General features: G+C 60.5%; 18 protein-coding genes and 4 pseudogenes. 6 read left to right on the top strand and 16 right to left on the bottom strand.

Features of this window, described 5'->3' with window-relative positions; genetic code table 11:
- Positions 1–29: 29 nt before the first annotated feature.
- The 12 genes from QA635_RS04075 to QA635_RS04020 form a co-directional block, all read right to left on the bottom strand.
- A complete protein-coding gene (locus QA635_RS04075; RefSeq protein WP_283067100.1) occupies positions 30–1,769 on the bottom strand; it encodes a relaxase/mobilization nuclease domain-containing protein in 1,740 nt (579 codons plus the stop codon).
- 354 nt (positions 1,770–2,123) lie between these two features.
- Entirely contained in the window at positions 2,124–3,050 is a 927-nt protein-coding gene (locus tag QA635_RS04070; RefSeq protein ID WP_283067098.1) for a lytic transglycosylase domain-containing protein, read from the bottom strand.
- Positions 3,051–3,054: 4 nt separating this feature from the next.
- Entirely contained in the window at positions 3,055–3,390 is a 336-nt protein-coding gene (locus QA635_RS04065) for a DUF736 domain-containing protein (protein ID WP_283067096.1), read from the bottom strand.
- Between the two features lie 35 nt (positions 3,391–3,425).
- On the bottom strand, positions 3,426–3,971 hold the full coding sequence (locus QA635_RS04060; protein WP_283067095.1) for a S26 family signal peptidase: 546 nt from the start codon (positions 3,969–3,971) through the stop codon (positions 3,426–3,428).
- A complete protein-coding gene (locus QA635_RS04055; protein WP_283067094.1) occupies positions 3,968–4,486 on the bottom strand; it encodes a DUF2840 domain-containing protein in 519 nt (172 codons plus the stop codon). Before QA635_RS04055 ends, QA635_RS04060 begins: the two co-directional genes overlap by 4 nt.
- Positions 4,473–4,739, bottom strand: coding sequence for a hypothetical protein (locus QA635_RS04050; protein WP_283067093.1), 267 nt, complete (start codon positions 4,737–4,739; stop codon positions 4,473–4,475). Before QA635_RS04050 ends, QA635_RS04055 begins: the two co-directional genes overlap by 14 nt.
- A complete protein-coding gene (gene parA / locus QA635_RS04045; RefSeq protein WP_283067091.1) occupies positions 4,736–5,374 on the bottom strand; it encodes a ParA family partition ATPase in 639 nt (212 codons plus the stop codon). The genes QA635_RS04050 and parA overlap by 4 nt, the downstream gene beginning before the upstream one ends.
- A gap of 1,004 nt (positions 5,375–6,378) precedes the next feature.
- Positions 6,379–7,464 carry a replication initiator protein A gene (locus QA635_RS04040; RefSeq protein WP_283067089.1) on the bottom strand — a complete coding sequence of 362 codons (1,086 nt, stop codon included), beginning with the start codon at positions 7,462–7,464 and terminating at the stop codon, positions 6,379–6,381.
- A 15-nt stretch (positions 7,465–7,479) separates the two neighbouring features.
- Positions 7,480–7,731, bottom strand: a complete 252-nt coding sequence (locus QA635_RS04035; RefSeq protein WP_283067087.1) for a helix-turn-helix transcriptional regulator — start codon at positions 7,729–7,731, stop codon at positions 7,480–7,482.
- Positions 7,732–7,948: 217 nt separating this feature from the next.
- Positions 7,949–8,464 (bottom strand): DUF2285 domain-containing protein, encoded by a 516-nt coding sequence (locus QA635_RS04030; protein WP_283067085.1) that lies wholly within the window; start codon positions 8,462–8,464, stop codon positions 7,949–7,951.
- A gap of 61 nt (positions 8,465–8,525) precedes the next feature.
- Positions 8,526–8,735 carry a transcriptional regulator domain-containing protein gene (locus tag QA635_RS04025; protein ID WP_283067083.1) on the bottom strand — a complete coding sequence of 70 codons (210 nt, stop codon included), beginning with the start codon at positions 8,733–8,735 and terminating at the stop codon, positions 8,526–8,528.
- 139 nt (positions 8,736–8,874) lie between these two features.
- Complete coding sequence (locus QA635_RS04020; RefSeq protein ID WP_283067081.1) at positions 8,875–9,138, bottom strand: DNA -binding domain-containing protein; 264 nt, start codon at positions 9,136–9,138, stop codon at positions 8,875–8,877.
- A gap of 530 nt (positions 9,139–9,668) precedes the next feature.
- Between QA635_RS04020 and QA635_RS04015 the strand changes: the two genes are divergently transcribed.
- Positions 9,669–9,902 carry a helix-turn-helix domain-containing protein gene (locus tag QA635_RS04015; RefSeq protein WP_283067079.1) on the top strand — a complete coding sequence of 78 codons (234 nt, stop codon included), beginning with the start codon at positions 9,669–9,671 and terminating at the stop codon, positions 9,900–9,902.
- A gap of 170 nt (positions 9,903–10,072) precedes the next feature.
- On the top strand, positions 10,073–10,489 hold the full coding sequence (locus QA635_RS04010; RefSeq protein WP_283067078.1) for a hypothetical protein: 417 nt from the start codon (positions 10,073–10,075) through the stop codon (positions 10,487–10,489).
- A gap of 65 nt (positions 10,490–10,554) precedes the next feature.
- Here the strand turns inward: QA635_RS04010 and QA635_RS04005 are convergent, their stop codons facing one another.
- Complete coding sequence (locus tag QA635_RS04005) at positions 10,555–10,881, bottom strand: DUF736 domain-containing protein (protein ID WP_038378292.1); 327 nt, start codon at positions 10,879–10,881, stop codon at positions 10,555–10,557.
- Positions 10,882–12,323: 1,442 nt separating this feature from the next.
- On the opposite strand from QA635_RS04005, the gene QA635_RS41665 reads away from it, so the two are divergent.
- The 3 genes and pseudogenes from QA635_RS41665 to tnpC all read left to right on the top strand — a co-directional run.
- Positions 12,324–12,635 carry a transposase gene (locus QA635_RS41665; protein ID WP_425249128.1) on the top strand — a complete coding sequence of 104 codons (312 nt, stop codon included), beginning with the start codon at positions 12,324–12,326 and terminating at the stop codon, positions 12,633–12,635.
- A pseudogene (gene tnpB / locus QA635_RS41660) lies at positions 12,535–13,046 on the top strand (IS66 family insertion sequence element accessory protein TnpB). The gene QA635_RS41665 and the pseudogene tnpB overlap by 101 nt, the downstream one beginning before the upstream one ends.
- A 74-nt stretch (positions 13,047–13,120) precedes the next feature.
- A pseudogene (gene tnpC, locus QA635_RS03990) lies at positions 13,121–14,476 on the top strand (IS66 family transposase); the annotation flags it as partial.
- A gap of 164 nt (positions 14,477–14,640) precedes the next feature.
- Here the strand turns inward: tnpC and ltrA are convergent.
- The gene (ltrA, locus tag QA635_RS03985; protein WP_283067074.1) at positions 14,641–15,846 is read right to left on the bottom strand and encodes a group II intron reverse transcriptase/maturase; all 1,206 of its coding nucleotides are present in this window, start codon (positions 15,844–15,846) and stop codon (positions 14,641–14,643) included.
- A gap of 634 nt (positions 15,847–16,480) precedes the next feature.
- On the opposite strand from ltrA, the pseudogene QA635_RS03980 reads away from it, so the two are divergent.
- Positions 16,481–16,714, top strand: a pseudogene (locus tag QA635_RS03980) (transposase domain-containing protein); the annotation flags it as partial.
- Between the two features lie 300 nt (positions 16,715–17,014).
- Here the strand turns inward: QA635_RS03980 and QA635_RS03975 are convergent.
- Together QA635_RS03975 and QA635_RS03970 are read right to left on the bottom strand one after the other, a co-directional pair.
- Positions 17,015–17,425: pseudogene (locus QA635_RS03975) on the bottom strand (IS110 family transposase); the annotation flags it as partial.
- A 172-nt stretch (positions 17,426–17,597) separates the two neighbouring features.
- Positions 17,598–21,047 (bottom strand): hypothetical protein, encoded by a 3,450-nt coding sequence (locus QA635_RS03970; protein WP_283067073.1) that lies wholly within the window; start codon positions 21,045–21,047, stop codon positions 17,598–17,600.
- Between the last annotated feature and the right edge of the window lie 45 nt (positions 21,048–21,092).

Here is a 21,092-nt window from a genome sequence, read left to right as displayed (position 1 = left end):
TTCCTGACGTCGGTGATTGGAGGGATCGCTCACAGGCCGAGCCCCCGGTTACGCCCAAAACCCCAATCGATGCCGCCATCGGCACGAGCGACACCGGAGACATGCCGACCAAGCTGCTTTTCGAGTGAGGGCGTCCAGGGCACGAGCTGGAAGCCCAGCCCGTCGTCGAGCAGCGCGAAGCGGCCGGAGGCGAGCGCGAAGCGCTGCCGATAGGTGCCGGCGACATATTCGCCGGGGGCCGACGGATTGAAGGGCTGGCCGGTCTCGGCGGCGAGTTGCTTGCCGAGAGCCTCCAGCTCCCGGCGGCGCAGCGTGGCGATCAGGTCGTGAGAAAAGACGAGGCCGCGTGCCTGGCGCTCTGCAAAACCCTGCTCGATGAGCTGCTCGGCCCGCCGTTGCATGGCGTCGCGGACCTCGGCACCGAAGCCGGCCTGGCCAAGTGCCACCGGATCGCGTGCGACCGCCTGCCGGTCGAGCCATGTCGCGCCGCTCGCGGTCACCTGCGCTTCAATCGAGAGATCGGAACGGACAGCGAGCGCGACTCGACGCCGCCCTTGCGCGTCATCGAATTTGCGGAGCTCGACGATCGCACCCGGCGCGCTATCGCCGGCGGCGTCGAGATCGGGCAGCCTGATGTGGTGGGTGCGGCCATCGACGCCGTCGACCACGGCATAGGCGGTCCCCTTGAGTTCGTCGTCGAGGCCACGATCGACGAGCCGTCCGATGATGGGAACGTCGAGGCTTTCGCCTGCCAACACGTAGCTCGCGGTGCCGCGCTCGATGCCGCGCTCGGTCAGGCTGCGGTGGATTCGTTTGATGATGTCGCCGCGTTCACCGAGCTCGCGCAAAGTCGTCTCGGCGACCTCGTCCATGACCCATTGGCCGGGTCCGAGCTGATGAGCGAGGCCTAGCGTCTCCAAGCGCTGCAGCCGGCCGACCTTCAACGCATGGAACTGATCGGGCTGCTGCGTCGCATCGGGCGCGAGGTCGATGACGCCGTGCCGGTCTGCGTCGCGAACAAGCTGACGATCGAGCTGGGTCCAGCGTTCGGCTTCGACCTGGCGCTCCAGCGAGCGGCGGATGTCGAAATCGGAGCGCAGTCCGAGGTCCTCGGTGACGAGGTTTTGGGCGCGGGCGCGCATCCCCTCCTTGATGTAGTCGCGGGAGATGACGAGGTCCTGGCCGTCCTTTGCGACGCCGCGCACGATGATGTGGACGTGCGGGTGCTGGGTGTTCCAGTGATCGACGCCCACCCAGTCGAGCTTTGTGCCAAGATCCTTCTCCATCTGGCCGACCAACTCGCGGGTAAAACCCTTGAGGTCGGCCATATCGGGCGCGTCTTCTGGCGAAACGATGAAGCGGAAATGGTGGCGATCATCCTGACAGCGCTCGGCAAAGGCCTTGGGATCGGCATCCTCCGTGTCGGGGCCGAACAGGTGGGCCTTCTCCCCGTCCCGGGTGACGCCCTCGCGCCGGAGATAGCCGAGGTGGGCGGCCAGCGGCCCGGACCGCGCCCTATGCCTGACAACGCGGGTCTTGATGGTCACCAGACGCGAGCGGCCGGTAAGGAGGCGGTTTGCCCGCACGCTGGCGACCCGACCACGCCCGAAGCGCGAATGACGGTGGCTCACGAGATAGCCGGCTCGCGAAATGCCGCCGCCGGCGCGCTGAGCGGCGGCAAGTGCCTGGGCGATGAAGGGCTTGGCTCGCTGGGCGCGCGAAGAACGAATGCGGCCAGGTCGAGGCTGGAAGTCGCTCTCTTCAGCCATTGCTAGCCTCGGCAATGTGCGAAACGCCAAATCCCTGCAATGAGTTGATAGTGCGGCGCACATTGCGCGCCGAAGCCACACATTGCGGGATCAAGGAAAAATGGAAGCACAAACAACCAACCGACCGAGCTGCACATTGCGGCCTTTTATCTCGCCCTCGTTCGGTCGTTGCTTGCTCGTCTCCCTCGCCTGCTCTTTCTTGTTCGCAGGTCCGCGCTAAGACACGCCCGAGCACGAATTCGCATCGGATGGCGGTGGCGAGCCCCCAATGCGCGATGATGGTCGAGATTTCCGCAGCATGGGTGCATACCGGCGCGCATCGATCGGTTCCATTATTTTCGCGACGTCGTACAGTCATTGCGATCGTCCCGTTATCGAGAGCGCGACGAACAGGCCTTCCGACTGCGGCGCAATCGCCGAGAGATCGTGCACTGGAACGGCAGCCGGCTTGTCGTCCGCCGGTCGGTTGGGCGTTGCTGGCGAGGCAGCGGACAGCACGTCAGTGTGGCCGAAAAAGAGCGGCGCCCACGTCCAGGATGAACGAGAGGAGGCCGCTAGGAGGAGAGGCTCTGGCCTCCTCTCCGCATCGACAAAAGGGACGATGGCCGCGACATAGGCCGTCGTCTCGGCGGGAAGTGGACGATGTCTATCGCGAAAATCCTCGTAGCGGCCGGGACCTGCATTGAAGGCCACAAGAAAGCCCGGCGAGCCGTAGCGGTCGTGCAGCTCGCGAAGGAAGGCTGCACCAGCGAGGATGTTGTCATGTGGATCGAAGGGATCACGTCCGAGACCATAGCGAGCGCGCATGTCCGCCCAGGTCTTGGGCATGAGTTGCATCAAGCCGAGAGCGCCTTTCGGTGAAACCGCGCGCGGCTCGCCATGACTCTCGATCCGCATGACGGCGCGAATCCATGCCGCCGGGATGCCGAAGCGCCGCGCAGCTTCCGCCACATGGGCGGCATAGCGCTCGCTGGTCGGTTGACGTTGGGCGGGCGCGGCCTGTGCGGACACCGCCAGCGACGGCCCGCCGATCGCCAGCAGGCCGGCGAGCAGAAGAAGGGCGAAACCCGCTGTGTCTCCGCCATGACGTGAGCAAGCCATGGCGCTCGCCTCCGTCAAGGGTGTGCGCGGTGCGGCGGCCTGCGACCGCCCTTGACCGCCGCTGTGCGCGACGGCCGACTGACGCTCGAGCGGGACGAAAGGATGAGACGGCTTTTCCCCGAACCAAGAGATGGAGCTTTGATGCGCATGGTTATCGGCACGCGTGACAGGACCCTGCATGCAATCAGTCCCGCTCGGCGCGCTGGGGCAGACGATTCCAGTTCAGCGTCCAGGCCGATTTGTCGTCGCCCGACCGGAAGAGATTGGCGCGGATTGGCCGCGGCAGCGTCGGGTCGTCGATGATGAGCGAAACGTAATCGCCGGCCTTCTCGCCGGTACGCTTCCAGCCTGCGCCGATCTCTGGGCCCTCGGCATCTCCGAGACGGATGCGGTAATCCGGCGCATTCTCGGCGTCCGAGGATTCGACAGGGGTGAGGGCGAGAATCCGCTCGAAAAAGAGCGTTTGAATGCGTCCGGTGAAGCCGGATTTCTCGCGGGTGAACTGACCGATTTGTACCATGGGAAACCTCCTTGGTTGGCGGGTTGGGAAGCGGGTCAATCGGTGGCGGCGCGCCAGACGAAGCGGCCGTCGCCGGCCTCGTCGGTCCAAAGCGGGATCGCGCGCGCTACGATTGAGGTGTCGGGGAGCGAGCCGAAGTAGCGTCCGTCCAGGCTGTCCGGAACGGTCGGGTTCATGAGGAAGACCTCGCCCGGCTGCAGGGTGTTGCAACCGCTCCAGCGCGGTAGTGGACGGCCGAGATGGTCGCGATCGTGTGCGGCGCCGACATCGACGTGATCGACGGTGACGGCGTCGTCGGACCGGCACACGGTCTGCCCGGGCAGCGCCATCACATGCTTCAGCAGCGGCACACCTTTCGGAAGAAAGCCGCCATCAGCTAGGAAGCTCGCGATCGGCTCTGGTAGCTGCACCACGACCAGCTCCAGGGCGTGCAGCTCTCCAACCGTATGCAGCGCGTAAAACCCTGTCGGCGTGCTCGCGGTGGCGTTCCAGATCAGCCGCGGCGTCGGATGAAAGAACGCGAGGCCGCCGGCGAGCAGCATCGCGATGTACGTCAGCATGAGATAGCCGAAGCGGGTCATGGCGTGACGCTCCGGCGCTTGAGCCAGGCCGCATGCTGCGCGCGGGTGTACGCGCGCGGCTCATGACCGGCGGTGAGGCGGTTGTGGAGGTGCCGCCAGTATTCGGGCGCGACGTCGGCCGGATCGATGTTGAGCGCCTCGATGGCGTCGATCGCCTGCAACACACACTCGACTTTCGGCCAGCTGTCGACACGCAGCAGGATCTCGCCGCCGGGCCGCACGAAGGGCAGCGTCTGACAGGGCTTGCCGACCTCCATGGCGCGCACGATGTCCATGCGCGAGATGACAGTGCCGTAGTCGTTCGATGCCCAGCGCACGAAGCCAAAGATGCTGCCGGGCGCAAAACTTAATATGCTGTGGCGACGGTCGAGGATCTTCTCCTCGGCGCGACGTCCGAAGCGCAGCCAGTGCTCGATCCGCTTCTCGATCCAGGTTAGCTCGACATGGGTGAGCGCAACACCGCGTCGATGCGTTGACGGCACGGCACGTGGCGGCAAGGCCTCATTGTCGTTCATGACGGCTCTCCGGTGTGTCAGTGGGGAACTCTCGCGCCAGCAATTCGCGCAGCATGTCGGCGACGGTGACGCCGCGCTGGAACGCAACGACCTTGATGCGGCCCCGCAGCGCCGGCGTGACATCGATCGTCAGCCGCGCGGTGAAGGCCGTTGCGTCATCCATGCGATGTGGCGGCGCGTCGCGGGCCTTGATCCAGCGCTCAGCATCGCCAGGTCGGGACGCGAAACCGCGCTTGGTGGGGCGCTTGCTCATGGTGCGGTCCTCGCGACTTCGGCGGCGAGCGCAGCAATCTCGCGGGCGGCAGCGCTCTCTTCGGCAAGCTCGAAGACGAGCCGGCCGGACTGCGCGGCGTCCGCGAAGACGACGCGCTGGCCGATGGTGCTGACGAGCGCCGGCGGCTCGTGATCGGCAAGCGCCTTAGTCGTTTCGCGGGCGATGACCGAGCGTGCGTCGCAGCGGTTGAGCACAAAGCGCGCGGTGAGCTGTGGACGATAGATGCGGGCCTCGCGCAGCAGAGACAACATCTCCGCCGAGGCCCAGCCGTCGAGCGGCGACGGCTGCACGGGGATCAGCACCAGGTCAGCCGCCAAGAGTGCTGAGCGCATCAATCCAGCGGCGCGCGGCGGTCCGTCAATGACGACATAATCGGCAGTGCGGGCGATCTCCGGCGCCTCACGATGGAGCGTGTCACGCGCGAGGCCAACGACGCCAAACAGCCGTGAGCCGTTCTCCCGCGCTCGCTGCTTCGACCAGTCCAATGCCGAGCCCTGCGGATCGGCATCGATCACAGTCACACGCCGCCCGCGCAGCGCCCATTCGCCGGCGAGGTGAAGAGCGAGCGTCGTCCTGCCGACGCCGCCCTTCTGATTGAGCAGCGCGACGATCATCGCTTGCTTCCCCTCTTACGGTTGAAAAGCAGTGGCGGTTGATGCGCGGGGCTGTTGGAGGTGCGCTTGACCGGCGGCCGCGTTGTCGGCGGAAGCCGAAACGGAGGCTGACCGTTGCACCAGTCTACGAATAACGGGAACCGAGGGAGGTCACCCTGGAGGTCGCCTCGAGCCTGCCGCGCGAGTATGGACCATGGGTCCACCGTCGTGTCAGCCTCCCGCGTCGATGAAGTCGCACCGACGGGCATGTCGACGATTAAAGGGAAATCGCTTTGAACGTTTAACGGGACACGCGTCCACAATTTAAGGAGCCATTCAATCATTTGTCGGCTCCGTCCAACTTTTGCGGGAAACCGACACGCGCAGAGCGGAGGCACAGCGCTGCAGGTGGTCTCGAAGCTGCACTCGAACGTCCGAGGTAGCGGCACCTCAGTGAGCCTCAGGTGATGGAGTTCACTGAGTGGATCGCCAAATCGCCGCCAGAGAGACCACGCTGGCGCACCAACTGAGCGCAGAATGAAGCGCCGCGGTTCGGAGTGAAGATCAGCATCCACGTCGCATGACGCATGCCGCGCAAGCGCGGTCCGTCGCGTCGACGCAAGGTTTTTGTGAAGATGAGACTTACCGTTGCGCCGGTCTACGATTGAAGCGACGCGCCGGCCGCACAATGCGGGACCACCAATCGCATGAAGAAGGACTACAGTCGCATGAGTGAGGATCATTCTACTCATTTGGGCCCCCGTTCTCGGTTTCTGGGGCCACCGACAGCTGGTCAACTGGAGCGCCGCAGCGCCGCGTAATGGTTCGCGATTGTGAACGAACCGCGTCGTCAACGAAACTGCTCGACGCTTCGGCGTCGAGATCACGGCCCACGTCACCGATCGAATGCTGCGCAGTATAGTCCCTGGCCATGCCGTCGGCCGAAACCAAAACGGAGACTCGCCGTTGCGCCAGTCTACGATTAAGGGAAAACCAGTCTCCGAGTTGAGAGGCAGATTGCTCATCTACCGCCTCCAGTCGCCGGTTTGCGGGGAAACCGACAGCAACGTCGTCGTGTCGGTGTTTTCGGCAGGGCGCGCGGGCCTACAACAACAGTTAGATTCTAGGTTAGATTCTAAGTTAAGGCCCGGAATTACGGTTTCCGGCCATAGCGTTAGTTGGGGTTCACGCGTGCGAAGTCCCGATAGGGCTGCGTGCGGAATCCCGTTACGGTTTGCGTGCGAAGTCCCGAGCGCTTCCACAGCACCATCCACAGGAGCAGTGGATAGTTTGGCAGGCACAATACGCAGCAGTTCGCGCAGCCTCTCGCGCTCGATGTGAAGGCAATAGCCTGGCAACGGCTGCCGAGCTGCGATGCGTCGGATCTGCAGCGCGAAATCGGACACTCGCACCAGACTGCCGGATTTCGCGTGAAGGTGTGCGATCTCGAAGAGCCAGCCTCTCGGCTGGCGGCCGGCATGCTTGCGAGCGACGCGGTAAAGCCAGCGTTCAATTCCGCCTGTCAATCGGAAGTAAGCAGGATCGATCGTGAGAACGAGTGAGCGATCGATGACGCCGCGATAGAACCAGTCAGGGAGGACAAATTCCATGCCTTCCACGCGACCGTCGCGCCTTGCGCACTCCTCCCATTCGTTGATCCAGGAGAATTGGTGCCGCCGCCAATGCTCGTCCTGGCGGATGCTGGTGCGGATGACGGTCGCCTGCAGGCGGGCCAACGCTCCCTTCAAGAGCTTGTAGTCGCGGGCCCCGGTCTGCCGGCCGACTGCGGTCAGAATCTGGTAGGGCGTGAAGCGCAGGAAGCGCGAGGTCTTGAGACCGAGGTTCTCGGCCTCGACAATCTGGCTCGCCGCCCAAATCAGCACGTCGGCATCCCAAATGGTTGCCATGCCGTGCTCGGGAACCGCATAGACCTCGACGCGAATGTCGCCGGCTTCATAAAGGATCGGCGTCGTCCGCTTGGCCTTCGCGAGTGAAAAGAACGGTCGCTCCATCAGGTCGCGCTGATCGCGCGGGCTGGCGTCGCCGGTAGCGACGACGAACGGCTCGAGCTTGCTTCGCTCGCTGGGCGTGATGGCGCGGCGCGACGACATGGGCGAGTGCTACCTTTAGCGGTGTGCGTGGCCGGCGGCGCGGGCTTCGACGTAGCGCGGATCCGACGTTGAGCTGCAGGCGGCCTGATCGGCCCAGGCATCGAGATCGCCGACGGCGTAGACGACCCGGCCGCCGAGCTTGCGGAAGGTCGGGCCATTGCCATGGCAGCGGTATTTCTCCAGCGTGCGCGGCGAGATGCCGAGAAGGCGCGCGGCCTCGGGGGTGCGCACGTAGCGCGTGGTAAGCTGCGCGGGCTTGTCGAGCATGGGAGATCTCCGTCTTGCCTGAAAGCGCCGCAGCCAACGCGCGGCATGTCGGGGCCAGAGTGGCGGAGAGTTCAGGCGACAGGGGTGGACGAAAATCGACGCGGGTATGTGTCCCCCAACGTTCGCAACAAGGCGAACAAAGACGTTAGCCGCGAATCCGCTGGTGCAAACGGGCGGTCGTGATGGCGGGGCCTGCTCGGAGGGATCGACAAGCGCGTCAGACGCCGCGCAGGAGCTTCAGATAGCCCCGCTCGACCAAGGCGCGCGAATCATGGATGAGGCGGTTCGCTGCACGGCGGGCATGCGAATCCTTCCACTCGACCGAACGACGTTGGGCGTGGTCGGAGGCGAGCACCTCCGCTGCCACGTCTCGGGGACTGCCCCCAGATTCGTGAACGTCGAAGGCGTGAAGGAGCTGAATCAATCGCCGCTTCTTAAAGGGTGTCAGCCGCAAAGCCGCTGGAAGAAGACCCAGACGCTGGCCGCCAAGATGACGCACGAAGTATAGCGCGACGTCGAGCCGCAGCACGGCCATGCTGTCAAGCGGCAGAAGCACAGCAGGACGTCGCGCGGCCTGGTGGTCTTGCAAGCGGACATGAAGTTCACCCGATCCGTCCGCAATCACCAGTTCGCGACCGTCAGCATCCGTCCGCTCGACGAGCGGCAGTCTGAATGCATTGCGATCGATCGAATGTATGATTTTGAAGCCCGACGGCGCGGGTTCCAGGATCACGGTTCCAGGTGATACCTCGGGGAGCCAAATGGTTGGTTCGAGCCCAACCGGAGAGGCGGGATCATGGGCGAAACCGCAACCCCCATCGTCGTGCGAAACTAGCTCGGACGGTCTCGGCATCACCACCGTCGCGCGCGATCTGGCGCTGCGTGTGGGCGAAGTCGCGGCGGTAGTCAGCATTGCGGCGGAGGAATTCGAGGGCGAAGCCGGGGCGCTCAAGGCGAGTCAGGCGTTCGACGGTCTCCGGCGAGCGCCAGTGTTGGGTGGGCATGATCTTTCCTCTCGTTTCTTGTTCTATCGTCCCGAACGAGGGACACGCCACGATCCGGAAAGACCGCCCGAAAAACTAGACCCAAAGGTTGCATCACGCGTGATCGCAATTTACGCAATTGGAGAGCGCAAGCGCCTGCTCACTGCGTCCGCGGTTCCAACAGATACCGATAACCTGCCTCCGTCATCCACCTGGCGCGAGCGAGGTGGCTATCATGGACAATTTTGGCACGATCGGGGTCTCGGGCAGGGTTCAGACCGAAGATCACTTGGACGACCTCACGCCAATCGGCGCCCGCTTCTTCAGCCATTAGCAGCCGAAGATAAGTTGCAAGATGTTGCTCATCATAGGCGTTGACGCGGTCGGTCAACGGCGGCTGATCCTGGAAAGCCATCTCGTCCATTACGATCATCCCCCCTCCGGTCGAAGCACTCTGTTTCACAGTTCCATGTACTGCGAAACTTTCTCAGAATACGAAAACATCCGAAGACGTTTTGTCGCGCCGCGATGCGCGGGCCGCATCACGGCGCTCCCGGAAGCGGCAAACAAGGCCTCGGTTCGATGTCCGTGTGCAACGTGAATCAGCCCGCCACAGGATCCTGGCCCGGACAAGGATTTGACGCACAGAGTTCGTTCCAGGTTTGTGAACTGATCCAAAAAGGTGCGAGGATTGTGTACTGAGTATTCTCCAACTTCCGGCTGCTACAGTTCTCGTGCTTAATGGTCCAAGGCCCGGATACATCTGACTATTTTCCAAAATCTTAGCCCGTTATCCGTGAATTCAGTTCGTGAAATCCGGAACGAGTTCACAAAGCTGGTACGATTTCGCGAAACCTCACGCACCGACGTTCGACGCTATGAATAGCACGGCGCCGCACGAATCGGAACGATCGTTCCTAGAACGATCGTTCCGATCGAGGTTCCTTTATCGCCATGGATCTCAAGGAGGTCATGGCGATCAATCTGCGTCGATTACGTCATGCGAAGCAGATGACGCAGGAAGAATTGGCCGACCGCGCCGGATTGAGCGCCCGTTACGTCGGCGCAATCGAGCGCGCCGACGTGTCTGCCAGCGTGAGCGTTCTCGGCCAAATCGCGGAGGCACTGAACGTCGAGGCAACCGTCCTGATCAAACGAACGGCGGTTCATCCTCACCGTAGTCGATAACAAGGTGTGTTTGTGTTGCGTCGCAGCCCTGGCACATTGCAAATCAACTCCTGCGTTGCATCACGCACAAGTGGATAGGCGGCTCCGCGCAAATCTGCTCTGTCTCCAACAACGCTTGCTCCGGTCCAGGGACCGAAGGGCGTAGTTCGCGAGATGGAACAGTAGGCTTTATGACCCTATACGAACACTTCCCAGCCGACATCCGCGACGTCGTGGACGCCTACGTCGCGGAGCTCAAGCCTCAGCCTTGGCCAATTCGCTTCCTCGCGCTGATTGATCTCCTCGAAGAGAAGTTGGAGACGAGGTCCGCTCCTCAACGCCGGCGTCTGATTCAACAATGGAGTGGCATAGTGACAGCCACGTTGGAGCACTTGCAGCCCGACAGTTCGGTCGTCGAATGTCTGGGGCTGATGAGCATAAGTTTCAACGATCAGTGGCGCGCTCAGGCGCTCGGCCAGATCGAACGGGATCCTACGGTGCTGGATCGTTTGGTCGCAATCTGTCCCGACTGGGAGGACATCGTAGATGGCGTATTGGAGGCTAATCGAAGTCGACCGATCAAAGCGGGACGGGTCCGCGGTCGCTGATCGGCCGGCTCCTGAGCAAGGTAATGCCCCGCCCGGACCAGCCGGGCGAGGCATTGTGGATCGGGTCAGTCGCCGTTGCGACGGCTGGGGCGAGACCAGATCAGGCTGAAGCCCTCACCTTCCTCGTCGGCGAAGAGGTTGGCGAATATCGGAGCGGTGAAGCTCGGATCGTCGAGCTTGAGACCCAGATAATCGCGGCCCTCATTGGAGCGCTTGGACCAGGCGGCCCCGATCTCCACACGGCCGACATAAATCCGGTGGCTGGGGGCGTTGTCGCCCGAGCGGCTGGTTTCGGGGACGATCCGGACATTCCTGGCCTGAAGCGAGAGGGTGACGATTTCGCCGTTGAACTCGTTGTTGCCGGTCTTCTTGAAGGTGCCGATGGTCGCCATGGTAGTTCTCCTTGATCTCTGTTTTCCGAGCCCGCCCTTGCGGCCTCGATGATGATCGACAGGCCGGAGGCGATCGACGGCGCACCCCGCAGGGGCTCGACAGCAAAGGAGGAACTTTCTTGTTTCGCGAGGAATGACGGCGCAGCCGGCAGGGGATGAAAGTTGTGACGCCGCTGTTGCGCCATAGGCGATCGAGGCTTCTTAGCCGGCCTTCGGCCAGATCCATCCATCGAAGAGGCCGCTTCGTGCGCGCGATCCGAAACAGAGCTGACATCAAGGAGAACGTGGCGATCCTGACGTCCCGCAAAGTCCGGCGAGCGAATTCAGTCGTGATTGGCCCTCTGTGCTGACAGGCGCAGATTTCCGCTTCCGCGACCACCCCTCAGCCCCACGCCCCGCTCACGAGTGGCGCCGGCCGTATCTGTGATCCGCCGCTATTTGGTCGATCGCTCACAACATTCGCCACTTATCTGCCTCCTGCGACAACCGGTCGAGCCGCGACGCTTGCGCTGCGCTGAGTGTCGCTTGAAAGACGAGGAGGCGAGCGCTCTGGCTGCGTGATCCAGTCTACCTCACTCGATGTGACGTTATCAGCCCATCGCCAAGACTTGCCCCGCGGGTCCGGGCGCGGTCACTCGCCGGGCTCTGCATCGACAAATCCAACCGCGCGTGGCGGCTCAGACAATGTCAGCGGCCGGGCGAGCAATCACCGTGCCGAAACAGGCAATTCCCTGTGGCCTGCGCCACGTGCGCACTCTGTCAGAATACAAGCGTACTTCATGTCTGAAACCCGCCTCCGACTGTCTTCGAAAGCCACATTGCGCCCAAAAAGACGCGAGGGTGCCCCTTCTACAGGCGGGCCCAAATCCTGCACCGGCTCTCCGCGCATGGAAGTTTGGCGGCGGCAACAAGATGGGAGTCGCGTTTGGGCCTGGATCTGTCAATCGACAATGTAGTTGCCGCACCGAAGGTCGCCCGTCTGCACCACACTGAGAGAACGGAAGACGCTCCGCGGCCTCGCGCGGCATCGGTCATTCCACCGGAGACCTGTTCTCAGAAGAGCGCCGGCGTATCTTCACTTGCACGCGGCACCCCTTCGGTCCTTCGGTGGCGGGCGATGTCCGTGGGACTCGGAGACAGACAACCATGTCCACGTCGACCTAGGCATTCGTCGGAGGGTGCCGCGCGCCACCGCCGAGATCGCGTAACGGTTTGCTGGCGCACCGCTACACCCATTGATCCACAATGCCGGCATTTCGTCATAGACGCCGAACCGTACCCGGCAGATGTCGTTGACGGCGTCAGTCGAAAGCTGGATGAAGCTGTTCCCCTCAACCTGCTTGGCCTGATCCTGCTCCGTAAGCGGCAAAGAGACCCCGTCTGGCGGAGTGGGTAAGCGATCGGCTATCGGCTGCTGAGTTTGTGAGCCGATGTGAGCTTCTATGTCTGCGCCTAGTTCTGGAACTAGAACCTTCCATATGATCGAAGCGGTCGCCGACCGTCTTGAGGGAGCGCCGCGGCAGCTTCGTCGACACTGGTCGGACGAGTTCAAGGCCCAAGTCGTGACAGAGGCGCTGGAGCCTGGCGCGAGCGTCTCGGCGATCGCCCGCAGGATCGGCATTCACCCCTCCCAGCTATTCGCGTGGCGCCGTGATGCTCGGGCGGAACGACATTATCGCGGGCGACACTCGAGTTGCGAAGGCGTGGTGGTATCTAGGCAGGCGCGGCGATCGAAATTGCCGTTGGCGAGGTGATCGTGCGCGCCGGCGTGGATGTCGACGAAGCGCAGCTGCAGAGGGTGATCCGGGCGGTACGTTCGGCATGATCCCCTCCGGCGTGAAGGTGTTCCTGGCCAGCCATCCAGTCGACTTCCGCAAGGGTATCGATGGGCTTGTTGCGCTGGTACGCGATGCCGGCTCAGATCCGTTCGACGGTGCGCTTTACGTGTTTCGGGCCAAAAGAGCCGACCGAATCAAGATCGTGGGGTGGATGGCTCTGGCGTATGCCTCTATCTAAAACGTCTTGAGAAGGCGAGGTTCTGCTGGCCGCGGATCGGACATCATCGGGTGCAGCTGAATGCTGCGCAGTTGATGGCCCTGGTCGATGGGATGGACTGGAAGCGGGTCCGGACCGCGGCGGTCAAGCCGCCGGAGATTGTTGGGTAAAAGCACCGCGGCGAAGTGAATCAGCGGCCTGAAAGGGCAAGAGAACCGGGGCAAAATGTGCTCTGGTCGGCTCAATGACGCCGCCCGATCTCAGCCTCCCGAATGACGTGGAGACGCTGAAGGCCATGGTGCTTGCCATGGCCGAGAAAGCGGCCCGCGCCGATGCTCTGGCGAGCGAAGTCGCCGATCTCAAGGCCCGCAACGCCGATGCCGATGCGCGCATCGAGCGGTTGACGCAGATCCTGAAGGCCTTCGACCGCGCCCGGTTCGGCCGACGATCGGAAAAGCTCGGCTCTGCGAACGGCGACGTCGAACAGCAGGCCTTCGTCTTCGAGGAGATCGAGACCGGCATCGCCGCCATCAAGGCCCAGGTCAGCAAGGGCCGTGCGCAAGCGGACGGCAAGCGTGCACCGCGTCGGCGCAAGGGCTTTGCGCCCCATCTGGAACGGATCGAAACCGTCATTGAGCCGGAAGAGCTGGCTGAGCATGCCGGCAAGCAGAAGGTGCTGATCGGCGAGGACGTGTCGGAGCGCCTGGATGTGGTGCCGGTAAGGTTCCGTGTGATCGTCACGCGCCGTCCCAAGTATGCGTTCAAGAACGCGGACGGCGTGATCCAGGCGCCGGCCCCGGCCCATATCATCGAAGGAGGCATTCCGACGGAAGCGCTTCTGGCCCAGATCGCCGTCGCCAAATATGCCGACGGCCTGCCGCTCTACCGGCAGGAGGCGATCTACGCCCGCGATCAGGTCGAGCTCGACCGCCAGCTGATGGCGCAATGGATGGGCAAGCTCGGCTTCGAGCTGGAGATCCTGGCCGACTACATCTTCAGCGAGGTCAAGAAGGCCGAACGGGTCTTTGCCGACGAAACCACTTTGCCGACGCTCGCTCCGGGCTCCGGATCGACGAAAACGGCCTACTTATGGGCCTATGCCAGGGATGACCGAACGTTTGGCCGCGACGGTCCCCCGATGGTGGCTTATCGCTTCGAAGACAGCCGCTCCGGCGAATGCGCGGTCCGGCACCTCAATGGTTATCGCGGCATCCTGCAGGTGGATGGCTACGCCGCCTATAACAAGCTCGCGCGATTCGATCGCGGCAATGATGGCGTCACCTTGGCCGGCTGCTGGTCACACAGCAGGCGCAAGTTCTACGAGCTGCATGTTGCAGGGAGCTCGGAAGCGGCAACGGCGACGGTCGAGCGGATGGCGAAGCTTTGGCAGGTCGAGAAGACCGTGCGCGGTCAAAGCCCCGACGCACGCGTCGCCGCGCGCCAGCAAGCCTCCGCGGCGATCGTCGCAGATCTCTTCGACCTCTGGCAGCAGACCTTGCGGCGGATCTCCGGCAAATCAAAACTGGCCGAGGCGATCCGCTATGCCGTCTCGCGCCGCGCCATCTTCGAGCGCTTCCTGGCCGACGGCCGCATCGAGCTCGGTAGAGTCGACGACTGGCGCGGTGACCGTAGGTCGCGAGGCTTTACTGTTTCCGGCGGCTTTCGCCGTCGCCGGTGTCGCAGTTCGCACCATAGTTCCGTTTCCAGTCGTCGCTCGTCAAACCGGGCATGCAGATTTCCCGCACCCGGCTTTCACTTGTCTCATCAGACCTTCGCGCTCGATCGGTCAGTACGACGAGTCGGGACGCGGTAGAGTTTGAGCGTATCGTACAGGTAATCCTGCGGATACTCTTTGAAGCCCCTGCCACGCCTTCCTGCTCGTCGTATCAACCAGTGTCGCAGACGCCGATCGACGTATTGCCTGATGAAGTCATACGTCTTCATTACAGGCCCTTGGTCAAAGTAACCGCACCAGCCGCGAAGAAGGCGGCTGATAACGATGACGGTGTTCTCCGGTGTGTCCGGGTACCACTGTGGCGTCGTGCGTTCGTGGATTCGTCGGAGCAATCTCAAGACCGCTTTCTTGGACGGACGCGTGCCGATGAAGGCTTGTCCGCCCTTTCCGTAGAACCGCCCGATCGTGTAGCCTAGGAACGTGAACCGCTCTTTCGGCAATTGAGCGATGCGGGTCTTGGTCTCGTTCACCTCCAACCCCAGCCTATTCATCAGTACCGTCATTCGCTCCATCGCCGTCTCGGCTTGCCCGGGGCGGCAGCAGATCACGAGATCGTCGGCATAGTTGACGACGTAGGCATCGAGTTGTTCCTGGTGTCCGTGGTCGCGCCAAGCCAGCAGAAAGCGTCGGAAGTAAATGTTCGCCAGCAACGGACTCAGAGGAGAGCCTTGCGGGGTCCCTTTCTTAAACTTTCGTGCATCTGCCGTCTGTATCGTCCGTCTTCCGCTCCGTTCGACCACTGGAGCCGTCAACCAGCTTTTGATGGTCGAGAGAAGTCGTCCGTCGGCGATCCGCCGCGTCAGGCATCGCATCAGCGGCCCGTGTGGAATCGACGTGAAGTAGTCGCGTAGATCTGCATCGACTACCTCGCGGCGTCCCCGGTCCTTGATGTGCCAGAACACGCGGCGCACGGCCATCTTGGCGTCTAGCTTCGGACGGAATCCGTACTGGTTGTCCAGCAGGTCCGCGTCGAAGATGGGACCGATCACTAAGACCGTTGCCATCATAACGAGTCTGTCATGAATGCAAGGAATTCCGAGTGGTCGGCGTCCGCCATTGCTCTTTGGTATCCATACTCTCAGAAGGGGCTTGGGGCGGTAGGTGCCGTCCTTCAGCTCCTGTCTGACACTTTCCAACCACTGCTGTCGTCCCGCTGCTTCGATCTGTTCGAATGTTATGCCGTCCACCCCGGGAGCGCCGTCGTTTTCACGGCACCTTTGGTAAGCTTCTTCCATGACATCCGGTCGGCAGATTTTGTCCCACAGAGAGTAAAAGCGGTATGTCGGTTCGGTCTTAGCTTTCGCCTGTAGCGAGCTCTGTAGCTTCTGAGCGCGTATATCCGGTGTTTCTAGACTCATCGTCAATCGCCGTGTTCTCTGCTTCGTTCTCGCTTGAGACAAGTCAGGGCCCCTTCCCTCTTCCGGCGTTACCCGGTGTCGTAGGTAGTACGGACCCATCCGCCATCTGCCGCCGCCGACGCTGGCCCTCACGGGTTCGTCGTTGTCCGGATTCGTCATCCTTCCTCGACGGCAGACTTCCCTTGTTGCCCACTGTCCATGTCCCGCGCGTGCTGCCACCACTACTCCGGTGGGATCCTGGGGTGCTTTTCTCGCTCGCTACCCCCAGGACACCGGCCTTCCCCGTTAGAATGGCGGGTCGGCTCCCACGATGACGCTTTCGGAGCCTGCTCAGTGTTCACTCGCAAGTTGCGGCCCGCGCGGACCGATGGCCCCCAAAAGGGGCCTTTTCTCAGAGTGCTTCAGGCCATTCGTTGCCTCCTGACCCGCTCCGAGTACTTCCGGCTGGAGCGAGAGTTTGCCGGCCTGGACTTCCACCAGGGAGAACAGTGCGCCTTGTCAAGGCACACACTCCAACATCGTCGAACGCGCCATCAGGCCACAAACAATTACGAGAAAGAATAGCCTCTTCGCTGGCAGCGACGGCGGCGGACGAACCTGGGCGACTATCGCAACACTGCTGCAGACGGCGAAGATGAACAACATCGATCCGTTCGCCTGGCTCGCCGTAACGCTTCAGCGTATCGCCAACGGTTGGCCGAGCAGCGAACTCGACGCGCTTATGCCATGGAACCACGCCGCCTGACGGCCTCAGCTTGCCGCTTACCCTGCTCCCGCAAGATCTCTTTCCCAAGCTGAAGGCGGCCTAGGTACCGATCGTCGACATGACCTGGTCGGCGTCTTGCCGCGCGCAACCGCTTTCCAGCACAACTGCTTCCCGCGTCAAGACAGACGGTTGCCTGCTCACTCTGAAAGCGAGGCGTCAATACATGATCGATGAACTGGATCTGTGAACCTTCACGCCACATCCGCAACGCGACGCCGTGCTCAGCGAGGTGCACGCGCGCCCTTTCACGCGCCTTGTTACGCCATTCAGCGTGATCCACTTCGGCGCGAACGAGATCGCGCATCGCTTCGTGACCTTCATCGGGAACCCACACAGCCGTTAGCTCTCCGGCGCGCAGAAGCCGGGCTAGAGAAACGGCGACCCGGTGGTTGGTCTTCACACGATCACCCGGCTTCCTTGGGATCAGCGACGGCGCCACCACCGTGCATTCGTGACCGAGTGACCGGATCAGGCGATAAAGACCAAGCCAGTTGGGCCGGCTTCGTAACAGAAGTGGACGCGGTCAAATAGGTTGGCAATCCGCCCTATGACGCGGCGCATGTTGGTGGTGGAAGCATCGACCTCACCGAAGAACCGAACCTCCCCCTCCCAGCCAGCATCCGCAATCGCGACGGCATTTCTCAGCTTGGCCAAATCGATTCCGACAAATGCTTCCCTATAATCTGCCACGGCTCGTCCTCCTGTGACGAGGATCGGCTCGGCACGCCCAAGCAACCCTCGGACGCGCAGTGTAGGGCGAGCCACCTCACCGGAAGAAGCGGACGTACGGTCTTACTCGAGAGCGGTAATCAATGCCCGAAGAAGAGTTGTTGCCCATTGTCTGATGCTACGAATCTTGCACCTAGGCAGTTTGCCGACGGCCGTACTGACGCGCCTTCTTGATAACTTCCGTCCGAAGTCGTTCGTAAGGCGTGCTAAGATACGAGCCCTCCGGAAGCTCTTCCAGAGCTCGGTCGATATTAGATTTCGCTAATTCGTAGTCCCACTTGTTAAAGTAGCTCTGGGCAAGCAAATAATAGTACCGATGCGACGCAGCGCGCTGCTGACTTCGGAGAAGCTTGATTGCGTGATCAGATAGCTCTTTGTACTTCTGCTGCCTCAACATCTCCTTGATCGGATCGAGTTCAATTTTTAGTTTTAGAGTAGTTGCCCACTCCGTATAGAACTCCGCGATATCAACTGCTAGCTCGTCATCCGGCAGCGGATACTTCTCAAGTTCCTTGGCGAAAACATGAGCTTCGTCAAAATTTGCCGGCTCAAGAGCGATATTGTAAAGCATCAGAAGTCGCAGAACCTCTGGATCATTTCCGCTGCTTTGCCGAACAGAATCAAGCCGGGCGATAGCTTCGGCAACTTGTCGTTTTTGCTCCCTAAGAAATCTTGCGTAGTGCAGATTATACAGGATCGATTCCGGCTTTTGCCGCAGCCGCTCCCTCATAAAATCGTCTGCCTGAGCCAAGTGTCCATCCGCGATGTACTGCTGGAACACAACAACGGCATCGAGCTCCTCCTTGCTGTAATCCATGCGCTTTTCGCCCGCGAGCTTGGCGATATCGCGCCTAATTGAATCAGCCAGCTCAATTGACTCGTGAACCAATCGCGCTGCGAGCAATCGAACGTCAGGGTTTACCGAATATTTCTCATACGTCTCTGACGAAGAACGAACTATGCATTGAAAGTTTAGCAGTTTGCCGAGGCGCGAATCGACGCTGAATTGATCAACTGATAGAATGTCACTGATATGCCGTGACAACACTGGCCTATTGATTATCTCTAACAGAATGATGATTTTCCGCTGTAGCGGATCCTGCCTAAGCGTTTTGAATAGCTCCGCAAAGCTGAACTCGACGACCTTATTTCCTGCAACAACTAGATTCTTCAACACAGCATCGACTGCCATGTTGTACTCATACACTTGCCCATAGCAATGCTTCATCAGTAGTGGGATGCCTTTGGTTGATTCATACATCTGCCCACGTTGAGCCTCCGTCAGCTGAGGCTGCCCGGACCTGGCATAGGGTTGATATAGCAGCGGCATCAGCATACTAGACTCGCGCTTGTCGAGACCTTTCAGCTGAATTTGATGAAAGCCGGATGGGACCACCTCTCTCGAGGTGAGAAGCACCTTAGAGTTATCAGGCTTATCGATCAGATAACGCTTAACTTCAGTCCCGAAGAAGCGAATTATTTCTTCCTGAGCCGCACTCGTTATGGTCTCAAAATTGTCGAGAATAAGAAGCGTTTTTTGCTCTTCAAGTAGCTCAAGTACGAGCCAACGCTGTTCCGCACGAGTGTATTGTTCTGGTTCCTCGAAACCGTGAAAATCAAGAATCGCTACGAAGATCTGATCTAGCGTCTTAAATTGCTGAGCGCCCTCTTCTATGGTGTCCAATGTGGGATCGTAATAGTCACGTTTGGCCGAAACCCAAATAATGTTCTTAAACGGGGCTTTCGTTGGGAGGCCTTCGTCGAAGATCTTGCGCGACAACTCAATAAGTAGCGCAGTTTTTCCGACGCCTCCAGGTCCATGCAGAATGCCATTCTCGTTCGGAATCTGGATAATCTCATCGATGATGGTAGATATCTGCTGTTTGCGCCCAACGAAGTCGGTGGGATCGTGGGCCGGGATGTTCGCACGCACTCCTGCATTGCTCATTGCAGGAGCTACTCTTGTCCAAAACAACATCTGACGATCGGAAGCAATCGAACCGTCCAACGCGGCGTGACTGAAGCGCCGTTTCGTCGGGAAGACGTGGGCGTAATCTCCAAAGACTGATGCGTATTGATAACCCAACGCGCGCGTGCGCGTGTAATAGAGGATGCGCTTACTCTTTATTGATAGGAACGGGTATGCATCGAGCCATGGCAGGCTATCCGATGGCGACCCATTTACATCTAGAGTATGAAGCCGATCTGCGTTCAGATCCGCGTAGTCTCTCTCTTCTTCCTTGGTTTCAGTGTAACCGCGGCTGTAAGATGTAAGTCGAACGATGAACTTATCGCTATCTGCCTGGAGGCGATCAATGTTTCCCTCACGAAACGCGAGAACCTTCAACGGCGAGAAGAGTTCAATCAGCATTGATATGGCGCGCTTCCATGTAGCGACGTCCGCATGATCGAGGACATCGGACTCGGAAGAACGAATTTCGCTGAGGCGACCTTCGTATTTCGCCAACTCCGGGAAAATGTAGTCAAGGACCTGCCGCTTAGTATTTCTCTTTACGATTGTACGACCTTTGCGTCCGTCTGGCGGGAGCACTCGTTCGGCATCATCCAGCAGATCACCGATAGCACCAAGGGTGGGATTTTCAGCAAACGCCGACCTGATCGATTGAAGATACTCCGGCGCCCGCTCGTCGACTATGTGATAGCAGCCGCGTGCGGCTCTAGCGAGAACCGACAATGATGGGGCCGCAAAATTTTCTATAACAATCTGCCTTACCGGCCTCAGTCGCCTCTGATCAATCGTCAGTCCACTAACTGCAAGAGGGTCATATATCCGAAGGGTAATGCCGGCGAAGGTCATACACACCAACTTCGACACTCGGATAGCCGCATCGAGCACAGAAGCGAATGCCTCCAGGTTCGGTAGATTATCTAGCTCGTTGTAGAACTCCTCCCGTCCGCCAAATAGCAGATCCGTGTCATCATTTGTGAGCACGCTACGTAGGATTGACAGTATCTCTGGAAAATAAGTGTATTGAACGCGAGCAAATTCGCCGGCCTTACTGCAAACTAGTGTTGCAAAGTCCGCCTTAGATAAAGCAACATTGTTGTGACTGGCATCGTACACGTCCGCGTCAATAATCCGTTTTGTGCGGGAGTTCCCGCCGATCTTTCCTTTGTTTGCGACACTTAACTCGGTATTTGAAAGATGTCTGCCGCTGGCCGCATTAAACTCCGACGATAAAAAGAGACGTCTCCCATGTTCGTCGCGTAGCGCGAGCTCATCATCAGTAAAGTACAACTCTATGCACGCGCCATCCAGATCACTTCGGTGGGGAGGCTGAGGTATCGCGAAGGAATAGACGTTATTGCCCCACGACTTGAATGGCGAGGCTCCGTCGGAAATCTTTGCGACGACGTCGGCATTGTCCCTATCGAAGATAAATATATTGGGAATCAGCTGGGGAGACCGCGACAGCGCAATGCATTGTTTCAGGAGCTGATCGTCGCCCATATCGTATGAAACGGGATACTCCAATTTGAACGGAAAGCTCAGCGCGTGACATGCGCTGGCTATGTGTTGGGCGTCGGTCTTGCCCTCCGTCCAAACTCTTGCGTCTATCATCTACATCGCCTCTCGCTTGTTAGATTCGGAAGATTCAATGCAGAG

The sequence above is a fragment of the Bradyrhizobium brasilense genome (assembly GCF_029714345.1).
Taxonomy (GTDB): Bacteria; Pseudomonadota; Alphaproteobacteria; order Rhizobiales; family Xanthobacteraceae; genus Bradyrhizobium; species Bradyrhizobium australafricanum.
The sequence above is the reverse complement of the archived record's forward strand: the minus strand, read 5'-3'. Positions and strand labels throughout refer to the sequence as shown.